Source organism: Vibrio sp. L5-1, assembly GCF_021728315.1.
GTDB classification, from domain to species: domain Bacteria; phylum Pseudomonadota; class Gammaproteobacteria; order Enterobacterales; family Vibrionaceae; genus Vibrio; species Vibrio splendidus_K.
Map to the genome: position 1 here is coordinate 38,294 of NZ_JAKKCQ010000016.1, position 12,222 is coordinate 50,515.

The 12,222-nt window shown below is 43.0% G+C and carries 9 protein-coding genes; 1 reads left to right on the forward strand and 8 read right to left on the reverse strand.

The features are described 5' to 3' along the window. Positions 1 to 46: 46 nt before the first annotated feature. The gene (gene traI / locus L3V35_RS24775) at positions 47 to 5,791 is read left to right on the forward strand and encodes a conjugative transfer relaxase/helicase TraI (RefSeq protein WP_237300802.1); all 5,745 of its coding nucleotides are present in this window, start codon (positions 47 to 49) and stop codon (positions 5,789 to 5,791) included. An 18-nt stretch (positions 5,792 to 5,809) separates the two neighbouring features. Here the strand turns inward: traI and L3V35_RS24780 are convergent, their stop codons facing one another. The 8 genes from L3V35_RS24780 to L3V35_RS24815 form a co-directional block, all read right to left on the reverse strand. Next, entirely contained in the window at positions 5,810 to 6,169 is a 360-nt protein-coding gene (locus L3V35_RS24780; protein WP_016790675.1) for a hypothetical protein, read from the reverse strand. Positions 6,170 to 7,627: 1,458 nt separating this feature from the next. Then, positions 7,628 to 8,245 carry a hypothetical protein gene (locus L3V35_RS24785; RefSeq protein ID WP_237300803.1) on the reverse strand — a complete coding sequence of 206 codons (618 nt, stop codon included), beginning with the start codon at positions 8,243 to 8,245 and terminating at the stop codon, positions 7,628 to 7,630. Between the two features lie 53 nt (positions 8,246 to 8,298). Further along, complete coding sequence (locus L3V35_RS24790) at positions 8,299 to 8,961, reverse strand: hypothetical protein (protein WP_237300804.1); 663 nt, start codon at positions 8,959 to 8,961, stop codon at positions 8,299 to 8,301. A 500-nt stretch (positions 8,962 to 9,461) separates the two neighbouring features. Continuing rightward, a complete protein-coding gene (locus tag L3V35_RS24795) occupies positions 9,462 to 9,728 on the reverse strand; it encodes a magnesium transporter (RefSeq protein ID WP_237300805.1) in 267 nt (88 codons plus the stop codon). A gap of 14 nt (positions 9,729 to 9,742) precedes the next feature. Further along, positions 9,743 to 10,186 (reverse strand): GNAT family N-acetyltransferase, encoded by a 444-nt coding sequence (locus L3V35_RS24800; RefSeq protein ID WP_206747488.1) that lies wholly within the window; start codon positions 10,184 to 10,186, stop codon positions 9,743 to 9,745. 483 nt (positions 10,187 to 10,669) lie between these two features. Next, positions 10,670 to 11,191 carry a GNAT family N-acetyltransferase gene (locus L3V35_RS24805; protein ID WP_132940543.1) on the reverse strand — a complete coding sequence of 174 codons (522 nt, stop codon included), beginning with the start codon at positions 11,189 to 11,191 and terminating at the stop codon, positions 10,670 to 10,672. 137 nt (positions 11,192 to 11,328) lie between these two features. Then, positions 11,329 to 11,961, reverse strand: a complete 633-nt coding sequence (locus L3V35_RS24810; RefSeq protein ID WP_237300806.1) for a LysE family translocator — start codon at positions 11,959 to 11,961, stop codon at positions 11,329 to 11,331. 165 nt (positions 11,962 to 12,126) lie between these two features. Then, positions 12,127 to 12,222: IS3 family transposase (locus L3V35_RS24815; RefSeq protein ID WP_135458248.1), on the reverse strand; the 96-nt coding region annotated here is incomplete at its 5' end.

The window sequence follows — 12,222 nt, forward strand, 5'->3', positions numbered from 1 at the left end:
CAGTTTTGCTGCTAGCGGCAATTTGCGTTGCATAAGGAAAATACTCATGCTTTCTATTAGCCCATTAAAATCCGCTTCTGGCGCTGCCAAATATTACCTAAGCGAAGAAAACCCCAAAGACCTACCTGACGTCTCTTTAGAAAAAGACCAGGTAGAAAACACCTTCTGGCATGGCAAGCTGGCCATCGAAGCGGGACTGGCAGATAAACCCGTAGATCAAGCCACCCTAGAATCGGTGCTTTCTGGCAATCTTGGCGGTGAAACCATTAAAGGGAAGCGAGAAAAACACAAATCTGGCTTCGACCTGACCTTTTCTGCGCCCAAATCCCTCAGCGTTCTTGCACTTATTGGCGGAGATAACCGCCTCATTGAAGCGCACAATAACGCCGTGAAGTTCGCCTTAACAGAGCTTGAGAAAGACGTAGCACAAGTCAAAGTCACCCATGAGAAAGGCGTTCAAGAATACGAAAATACGGATTCGATGCTATTTGCAGTCGTACGCCATAAGACCAGCCGTGAAAATGACATGCAAGTGCATTCGCACGCGCTAACCGCTAACATGACGCGCGATAAAGAAGGAGATTTACGCGCTTTATCAACCAGCCTAAAACAAAAAGGGGGCGTGATTAACGGGACTGGCGAGCGCATTTACAACTTCCAAAAATACTACGGTATCTTGTACCAGAGCCAATTAGCTAAAGATGCAGAAACACTCGGTTATTCCACGCGAGGCGTCGGCAACGGTCAGTTCGAAATCAGCGGTGTCCCTCAGCCTATTCTTGATGCGTCATCCACTCGCAAACAGCAAATTGACCAACGCACACTCGATTTAGGCTTTGACTCTCGCGCGGCGAAAGACGTAGCAAACCTCGATACTCGTAAAAGCAAGACCTACCAGAGCAGTGACAGCCTCAACAAACAGTGGCAAAGCACCGTAAAAGAGCAAGGGTATGAGCCCGCCCAGCTTGTCACCATGGCGCAACAAGTGAAAGAAGCGCAAAACACCCCACCACTTGGTGAAACCAAAGCCGCCATCAGCAGAGCCATTGACCATCTAGGGCAATACAGCACCGCGTTACACCTAGAAAAAATCATTGAACTCACCGCCTCAGAGTTCACCAAAGGCGGCGTACAACTCAACGCTATTGATATCAAAAAAGTCGCGGATGAAATGATTAAACAGGGCGACTTGATAGGACTCAGGCAAAAAGGGCAATACACCACCAAAGGCTTAATTGATAACGAACAAGCGCTTATCGACAGCACCCAAGGTCGGGCGCATCACATGCGCACCCACGTTGAATCCAGCACGCTCAACAAGCTTGCTATCCCTGAAAACCAGCAGCGTATCTTGACTGACCTGTACCACTCCACCAAACAGTTCCACGTGGTGAATGTGCATGGCTCATCACAAAGCATTGCGCAGCAGCTACTTAACGTGGGGAACCACAGTGGTAAGCGTGTCCAATTAGTATCCCAAAGCGTGAAAGCCAAGGCTGAAGGCATGGAGAGCGTACAGCGCAAGAGTCAAACACTCAGCGCCTGGGTCGGTCAGCTCTTTTCACCAGAGCAGCGCCACACCACCCACAGCTTATTGCAAAGCGATACGCCGCTGACCAATAAAGACGTCTTGCTCATCGATGACGCCAATAAGATGAGCGCCAATGAGCTGTTAGCCCTCACCGATAAAGCCAAACAATCGAGCAGTAAAGTGGTGATGCTTAACCGCGTATCAAGCCGTCAGGGATTTAAAGCCAATAACGCTATCTCGCTGTATCAAAAAGGCAATGTGGAGAGTCATTCTTGGGTCGGCAAGCGAGCCAGCCATACCAACGTGAAACTGCATGACAATGACACCGATAGGATAGCGCGGGTGTACGCCGACCTCCCCGATAAAGCCAACACGCAAGTGATTGCCACCTCCAGCGTCGAGCAGCGGCGGTTAACCGAAGCGATACGGGGCCAACTGAAAAATACCGGCGCCCTCGCCAGACACGAAACCACCCTATTCACTCAAACCCCTCACCACCTCTCCAAAGCGCAACAACCCCTCGTTCAACACTACAAACCAGGCATGACACTCACCCACTGGGAGAAAAACAAACCTCAGAGCTTTGTCATCGCCAGCATCGATAAAGAGAGCAACACCATGACCGCACTCAGCAAACGCGATGGACAGTCACACACCTTTGACCCGTCCAGTCGCACCTTTAAGCGCATGAAGATGCAAATCAGCAAACCGCAAAGCCTCAACATCGCCCAAGGCGAACGTCTTCGCTCGTTAGGCAAACACTTCCCTGCCGGTTTGGACGTCAATCAAAGTTACCTTGTCACAAACGCTAGCAAAGAGAGCCTCACGCTTGAGAGCCAAGGTCAAACGCAGCGCGTCAACCTAGAGAGCTTAAAAGACGCGCCGCTGCAATACGACTATGTTCACGGCGCCCACCATATTGAGCAAAAAGCCCATACCTTGCTGTCAGGTAAAGCATTTACTTTATCTAAGCCCCTGATAAACGACCTGACCGAAAAAACAGAGCGCCTTGATATCTTCACCGACAAACCGGACAAAGCCCAAAGCGTACTTGAGAAAGAGCAAGTCTCCCCGTCAGCCATTGAGCGCGTATTACAGACGCAAAACGTCAACGACCGCTACCTAAATGACGCCACCCAAGATTGGCTAAAGCACGATGTCAGTCAGGCACTGTCAGCACTAGCCAAAGCGCAAAACGCCCCACTCATCGAAAAAGCGGTCAGTTTTGCCCTGAACCACCTCTCAGAGCGAGAAGCGGCGTTTAGCCAAAAAGCGTTAGTGGTGGAAGCGGTGCGTTACGCCTTTGAAGAAGCCGGTGGCTCTATTACCAAAGAGCAGGTTGAAACAGAACTGACTAAACGCAGCGACACCCTCTCTGCAGAGTACAGTGACGGCACACGCTGGACGACGCACGCCGCGCTGGAGACTGAAAAGCGCATCTTGCAAAACATCGATGATGGTAAAGACCAACATCAGCCTTTTGCCACACCTAAACAGGTGCAAGACTTTCTCAATACCAAGCCTCGCCTAACCCAAGGGCAAAAGGACGCCATCACCCTCATATCAACCACCAAGGACAGCTTTGTGGCCATCCAAGGGTTAGCCGGCACAGGTAAGTCCACCATGCTTGAATCCAATACTGAACTTATCCAGTTAGTGAAAGAAGCCAGCCAGCAACCAGAGCAAAGCGTCATCGGTCTTGCGCCCACTCACGCCGCGGTTGCAGAGCTAGAAAGCAAAGGCGTGAAAGCGCAAACGCTAGACAGTTTGCTTTCTGACATCCGGCAAGGCAATCGAGAAGCCAGTGACTATCAACACACCTTGTTCTTTCTCGATGAAAGCTCCATGGTCAGCAACAAGCAAGCCGATGAGTTCACAAAGCTCGTCAATGACAGTCAGTCCAAAACAGTCAAATTGGGCGATAAAGAGCAGCTTTTATCACTCAGTGCCGGTAAACCCTTTGAGCTAGCCATAAGCCAAGGCCGCATCGATACCGCTTACATGACCGACATCATCCGTCAGCAAAACGACACCTTACTTAATGCGGCGCAAAACATCATTGATAAGCAGCCACAGAGCGCCCTGGATAAGCTCCAGCAGCAAGCCCCTGATACTCAAGGCAACCGCCAGCATGTCATTTCCACGCTGAATGAACACCGTAAAGACCGACACAAAGCGCAGTTAGAAGCCACAGAAAAACTGCCCTATATGATCGCCAAGGACTATCTAGAGCGCACACCAGAGACGCGAGAAAACACACTTCTCATTCTTTACACCAACAAGGAGCGAGACCAAACTACCGAATACATCCGAGTCGGATTGATGAAAAAGAGTGAGTTAGGCAAAGAGAACGTCATCGCAACCCGGCTACGCTCAATCGGTGCGACGGGTGAAGAGCTCACCACCATGATGCCGTATCAAAAAGGCTTAATACTGAACACCAGACCCGGTGAGTACGCGACAATCACTCACGTAGATTCAGAGCATGGCGTAGTAACACTTCAAGACGCGAGTACAGGTAAGACAAGGCCGTTCTTACCCCGCAATCGAGACCATACCTTCACGACACTGTTTAGCGTGTCAGAAAAACCCCTCTCAACGGGCGATAAAATCATCACCCGTTTTACCGATAAAGAGCGCGGCATTAAAGCCAACGTGGAGTACCGCATCACGCAAGCGACTACAGACAGTATTGTCGCTCAATCTAAGACAGGACAAACACTCAACCTTCACCCTAATGCGCTTAAAGACGGGCACTGGGACTACGCGTACAGTCGAACCGCAGACATGGCGCAAGGGTCCACCTATCAACACGTCATTAGCGCGATACAAAGCAAAGGCGCACTGACCAACTTAAGACGCGCCGGTATCGATGTGACTCGTGCCAGTCAGCACATTCGGCTCTATACCGACAACACAAAACAACTGGTCAAAAGCTGGCTTTCTAAAGATAGCCATAAAGCCAGTGCGATAGAAACCCTCAACCAAATCCCACCCAAAGACACCACTTACTTTAACCGTAATGCCCTCCCTCATGAGGACGTCCGGTTCCAAAATAAAAGCGGTGACTTTGACTACAACAAATTTAGGGAGCACATCAATACGCAACTACCAAAATACACAGAAAGCCTCGCCGTTCAGTTATTAGGCCAGCCGAATCAATCAAAATCAGACCGGGATTACTTAACCTTTGGCATTGGTAAATCAGCCATTAAAGTGACCCTAACAGGAGAGCATCGAGGGTATTTTAAAGACTACACCACGGGCGAAAAAGGCGCATTGATTAACCTAATCATGAGTCATAAGGAAATGAATTATAAAGCCGCGATGAATGAAGCGCACAAGATGCTCAATGAGCCGGACAAATATCAATTGGAGGAAAACAGTAAACACGAAAAATTACTGAGCACCACCCCAAGGCATATTGCGCAGTTTGAAGAAAGGGCTAAGGATTATATCAATCAAAGCTTACCGATGGATAACACACTGGCCCAAACGTACTTAAACAAGCTCGGTGTCAATAACATTGAAAACAACCATGTAAAATTCCACCCAGCGGTCTATTCATCCGAAGATAGCTCCCTTCACCCTGCGATGCTAACCAACATCCACAATAAACAAGGTGAAACCAAAGCCATAGAAGTGACCTATTTAGACACTCAAGGAAATAAAGACACCTCCCTAGATATTAATCCAAGAACCCTAGGAACAAAATCCAAACAATTAACACAATTCCATCAGGGGGAGGATTTAAACACCACCATCATCAGCACATCGATAGAAAACTCGTTTTTAATTCGAGACCAAACTCAAGGGCAGATTGACATTATCAACGTCAATCATAAGAACGACATTCAAAACATCTCTACCGATGAACTGAGACAGAACATCATTATTGTATTAAATCACGGCAACCACGATTTAAACCCGAACAACATTGAGAAAATCGTCGAGAACTTTAATGGTCGAGACATTCAATTCATGTCAGACGATAACCTTAAAGAGGACATCAAATCATGCCTTGATAAACTAGAGCAAGATAACAGCGCACATAACATTGAATTAAGTGAGCCACACATTTCTCATCAAGAGAGCGAATTAGACACCCTCAACTATAATGAGAAAAAAGAAACCGACAGCCAATCACTCGATCACTTTGAGCCAAAAGAATATTCCCCTCAAAAAGAGATGGAATTTAATCAATCAGAGAAAGAGAGCCATTGGGAAGACAGAGAAATCGACAGAGAGTTAGAGCGATAATAAAAGGGTAGCCAATGGCTACCCTTTTTTTTCGCCTTCAAGATATTCATCGACGCTTTTATCAACCAAAGCGGTATTGGATTTTCTTTGCTCAATCGAATCCGCTTTATTCTTATAATACCCCTCCCCATCAAAGCTATGCGCCAAATTTAAATTTAGCACGCCTTGTACTTGCCTAACTCTACGATACGTTTCTTCCATCAACTCACGGTTCGACGGCCGTTCATCGTCACTGTCATTCAGTTTGATACGCAACGCCAAGGTGAAAAGCTGACGAGTTGCCTCAGCATCACTTAACTTTTCTCTATCTCTGAACTTCTTAAAATCTTGCTCTAGCTTCCCTCGAAGGGAGCTTTGTAAAGGGTAAGAACGCGACATAATTTAGCCTTTTCTCCTCAATGAATGTCAATGAAGTCCACTTTTAAACCCCAATGAAATCCAATAAACTCTCAATGTAAACCCATTGTACTTAGTTTTAAAAAAACCGCCAAAGCCTTACCTATAAAGGGATAAATAATAATTCAATTAAATCCCATTGGATTTAGATTGAAACAACCGCAATCCCTTATACAGAAAGGCGTCAATGATAATTCAATGTGATTACATATTTTCACACTGGGATTTCAGCGGCTAATTAGTTGAGATTTTGAAAATTTTTTCACGCTCTATTTCACCTCCACCAATAAACATAAGTCATTGTTTTTATGTCTTTTACATTCATCTCAGACAACCATTTAAATCGTTTACGATTTAGCGTGGTGTGTGGTGAAGAATTGAAAGTACAGGGGCATCTTGGAGACGCTTTCCAATTAGTCTTTGTTTTCGCTAAGAGGCTAAATTATCGATGAAAAACGCCCCTATTGGAAGGGGTTGGGGTGTAGATTTGACCACACTGTTTTTACATTAACGCCAAGTTACTCTTATACAGGGGCACTTTAACCCCCAAAATACAGACTAAAAATGACGAGATTACAGTTAACTGAAATTAGCGCTAGAACGCCTCTGGACAATAATCGAATTATGTTTAAAATCAATACAAAAAAAGAGACCATATTGACCTCTTTCATAGATTCATTTTCTTGAGAGTAAACTACATCTATCATTATTTTGACCTAGGGTGTTTAATTACTCTTAATTTTTCTGCTCATATTTTTAGCTATCATGCGCTAATTTAGAAAGCGTTAAAGTTCCAGATCACAGATCTAAAGATCGTAAAGCCTCACCTAGTAGCTCTTCTGGCGAAAGGTTAGAGTGGGTGTTCATTATACTTTCGATTCTCCTTGTAGGAAAAGATTTACAAGTCTTCCCTTTACCATCAAAGTCCTCTTGTCTTCTGCCGTATGCAATGTACACATTAATGAGAGTACACTCCCTCTCTCTCACTGAGCAGGTAATTTTCCTGAGTTTTTTTTGAAGACCTTCAAACATTCTATCGAGGCTTTGGTCACTATTTGCCTTAATAAAGTGACCATAGACTTCAGAGATAGTGCTATTTATTGATAGCTCAAACCTATGTACTTCTTGTTTCATTTAAAATAACCCAAGTATTATTGGAATTTGTATTACACATACTATAACCAAAAACATTGAAAGTTATTGGTTAATCAATTTAATCAGCTTTGGCTCTCTTTGTTATCAACTCTTGTCGACAAAGCTAACTGCTTCCAGTTGCAAATACATCATTGGAACTCGCCTTGAGTCACGACGACAATGGGTACAAATCACACAAGGTACAAATTCAGCCTGTGACGGTTTTGGACAGAAACGTGCTAGAGATTTGAGATCTAACGCGTTCGATATCGATTAGAAAAAGTATCTTGAAGTCTTAAATGCTTGTTAGCTTTGTTTCCTAGCAGTGACACCATAGTTATAAGCGTCAAAAAACACTAGTCCAAGATTTGAAATACTATATCGCTCAACGTGAGTCCTTTGCGGGTTTTCTGTTCTAGCTAAAAGAGGAGTAAAAATCATACTGTAGACTTTTTCCTCTATAAGTTCGGTGAGAGTTAAATCGACGATGCCGAAGCCTGTTGAAAGAAAGCTCTCTAAATCTGTAGTGTAAGATTTATCGATAACTTCCAAAGTGACTTTGAATTCTTCAACAGTTAGGTAACCTTCAATATAACCAATAAATAAATTTGCAATTATAGTAGGCTTTTTGTTATCACTAACCTTATCTAAAACGTTAATTAATATCTCAGATACTTCATTTGCATCACAGCTTAGTGCGAATTTTTTTATTTTATTTAAATCCCGTTCACTAACATCTTTTATGCTTACAAAAAACTGCTCCAACTTCTTTGCAAACAACGCATCTCTAATAGATGTCGCTACCGATAAAATATTGAAAATATTATCTAATACAGGTATTTCTCTAATCCATTCATTTTCTGAAATGTGATCTAACAAAACCTCTGCATTATCTTTGATTATGGCCAAACCACTATCTTTCATTTTAAGCCTCCAAAAAGCCAATCATTGGGAGTCACTCTTAAATGCTTGCATGCCTATATATCGCTAAGCTCACGCCTCATTTGGTAAAGAAGAGAGTTAGACTGTTTTTTTATCTGTTCAGCTAAATCTGACGCTTTTTTTTGAAACGCTTCGGTTTCACCATGCTTTTGATTCAATACGATATCGGTGAAATTGCTCATGTAATCATTTGAACAATCCATGGACTCTTGTGTTAAGCCCTCCAATTTGTCGAATGTCTGAAGCATCTCATCTGTTGCTATCAACTTTAAACGATTTGACTCACTTTTAAGTATTAGAACATCCTTTAGCCCTTCTTGCATCAGCGCAGATACTTGCGAGCTAAGCCAACCAATGACTTGATATTCTCTCTCTTTATCTCCCGCTTGAGTTGCGGCCAAGTAGCTTTGTAAATACTCATCGAAAATCGGCTGCATACGTTTTGGAAGTTCTATCTCGTTTTTACGTCCAAAATTGTCCAAGTCAGTCACATACTTTGCATATTCACGTGCTTTTAAGTCGAAAATTTTTAATCGTCTGTCAGACTTATACCGAAGGTCTTGCTCCAGTTGCTTCAGGTTTCGCTCGTGTCTTTGCTTATTGAAGTATACAAACAAAGCCCAAAGCACATTTATGATGCCAAAGACCCACACATAGAATTCGGGATTTTCTTGTATTACTTCGTAAATTGACTCCATAAGTCTCCTTTAGGCATAACTCAACATAGGCGGAACTCTTCCGTCTATGTTGCTGCCATTTATTATGAAACTCAACTGCTATCAACCTGTTGTGTTAATAGATATAGAATTAAGCGGGAGAAATACGGGAAAAGTCCGTGTAGGAGACCAAAGTTGGTCTATTGGTGTTCTGACTAGGTCGCCCTATTGCTGGTTCTGAGAAGCTTTGGGGCACTTCTGAGTTAGGAAGTGACAGAGTTAGGAAGTGCCATCTGTGAAAGTTCTGGACAAAAACGCGTTAGAGCTTAAGTTCTAAAAATTACAATGCACATTAGAATCAGTATGGTTCACATATGGATCAGCACAGAGAACTGTCATGGGAGTCTCTAATTAGGAAGCCAAATCCTGTGAGCCACTACACAACTAACTCCGTCCCCCTAAATAGGTGTCCGCTGTTGGCAACACCTATTTTTTCAACGTAAGATCACCCCCCGAAAATAACTAACGTTGTACGCGAGGATTTATATTAAAAATAGTGTACCTAAGCCTAAAAATGCGACGAAGCCAAACACATCCGTTACTGGAGTCAATATGACAGAACCTGATAATGCAGGGTCGGTTTTTAGCTTATCTAAAATAACAGGGATAAAGATACCAGCGAGTGAAGCACTTATTGTGTTTGTCACAATGGCCATACCGATGACGATCCCCAACATCATACTGTCAAACCAAAGACCCGTGATAACGCCAATGACAATAGCCCAAAGTACACCATTCAGCACTCCCACTTTAAATCCGTTTGTTATATAGCTCTAACCATGAACTCTTTGTCTTCAAAGCTCTGCTCAACTACAAAGCCCAAACTTACATATAATTTTTTCGCTTTCGGGTTATTTCTTTCAACTTCAAGTCGTAAGCACTTGTTTTCACTTTTTGAATAATTAATAAGATGCCGAAGTATCAAACTACCCAATCCTATGCCTTGATGCTCTGGCAGTAATTGTATACCACCTAGGAACAACTCGTTCTCTTCTTCGACCAAACGGAGTCGGCCGACGCTCTCACCAAGGTATTCTATTATGTAAGTTTTGCTGTTAGGAATAAGTCCATTTATTTCATTTAACACTCTGTTTCTTAATCTATTCATTGCTTCAAGGCTAACATCACCTTTACTTGAGGCAGACAAAGCATTGACTAGCGCTTGCACATCTTTTGGCTCTGCAATTCTTAAAGAAAACTCTTGCATTTTTGAATTCCTATCAGCAAGTAACATTATCTCACGGAGAATACCGACATTTGTAGGAAGTTCAACCATCTAATTACAGATGAAGACAGTAGAGGAGTGATATAACGCTTATTAGCCGCCTAACTGTGTTTTCACCTCCTTAAAATGCAGTTTTTCTCATATGGTTTAATTAATAGTCAATAGGTTAAGTCAGGTGAACGAACATTAGTCTGCAAGATGAGCTTAATCAGGGTGGCGTTAATTTATCAGCTCGTTCGGATAATTTTTGGTAGGGGAAACTCACGTTAACAAGCATATTATTAGCTTTTACTCTAAGATGCTTTGGGGCAGATCTTAGCTAGCTGGCACTTTTTATAAAAGTGCCATAAGTAAAACTTCAGGTCTATGAAGCCTCTGGACACAAACAGCTTAGGCACCTTACATTAAGCCATAAGGTTAGACGAAGTATCTTGAGACTCTCAAACGTTTGGTTGTCCTTTGTCGTCAGTACATATAGCCAAGCCAGTCAATATGGCCATCTCCCCAATTCTTTGCATTCATTGGCTTTATATAAAGCTCATCAACATGTTCAACAGCAACACCATAATTCGTGTGTTCATGAAGCCTTAACCATGAATTGGTTCCCTTAACTTGAATATATCCTCGTGCTGAATAGAAACTTTGCAGCTCTGAGACAAGAATGATGAAGTCGACCCCCTTACCTTCGCAAAACAAGGAAACCTCGGATAACATCAACGTACCAATACCTTGACCTCGATAATGTTCAGCAACACAAAAGTCGACTATCCCCAAAACCCTGTGTACTTCATTCCCAACTTTTATTACCCGATAATCTAATCCGAGATACCCGACAAGCACATCTCCTTCATACTGTAGCGCACGAAGGTGAGGGAGTTGTTTAAAGTAGGAACGCCCAACTTGATGCTTTGGAAATGATTGATTCCGCAACATCATTATTTCTTTATGCTGCTTTTCGGTCACATTAATTTCATATACGATTTTCATACTCATCCTCGTAAGAGCTAACGGGCGAAACACCAGAAAGTTAAATTTATCACTTGGTATTACATGCCAGTAATGAACGCTCTGATTGTGTATTCAGTTTTGAAACTTGCAAGTTTAAATTGAGCAGCACCCTAAGCTCACGAAGAGTTTACCAAGGCCATAACACCTAACAGTATAAAAATACTTCCAGACCACCTTGAGAAAAAATCAACCCAGTGACTTCTTTCTTTGAACCTTTTATGTAGATGACTCGCCATCAAAACACTTAAAAGATCCGCACTGCTAAACATTAAATTCGTAAAAACGCCCAAAATGAGTAACTGCAGCCAAACAGCAACACTTCCTGATTCATTCACAAACTGTGGCAAAAAAGCAAGATAAAAAATTGCAGCTTTAGGGTTCAAGACATCTACAATGACACTCTCAATGAAAGTTCTTTTAGGAGAGGCCATATTACTTTCGCGAGAAGTAACCCTTAACTTTTTAGTTAGATAGATACGCTGGAACCCCAACCAAACGAGGTAAAGAGCTCCTAACTTTTGAATAACTGAATAGAGAGTAGGATTAGCTAGAAGCACCGAAGACAAACCTAATACAGCTAAAATCACATGGACATACCCTCCTATATGAAGGCCGAAAGCTGCCATTATTCCTACTTTCTTCCCTCCTGACACCGCTTGAGCAATACTATAAAGGATCGCCGGACCGGGCATGAACGCATATAACAAAGTAACAACTAAGTAGGTAAACAATTCCGTATTTGAAGTCATTATTATTCAAACTCCCTTCAATTTTTAACCATTTCATTCTCCAATATTACTTTCCATATTGAAGTTTCTCTTCTCCAACCCTAAGGCAGCCAATTGATGAAATTCCGTTTGTTGCTCCCCTCGAACCGCGAGTAATGATCTGCTCCAGTCAGACTGGACACCGCATTAAGCGACATATTGTTTTTCAAAGTTAACTGGGCTTAGATACCCAAGAGCACTGTGCCTTCTTGTTCGATTGTAATCAACTTCGATGTATTCAAA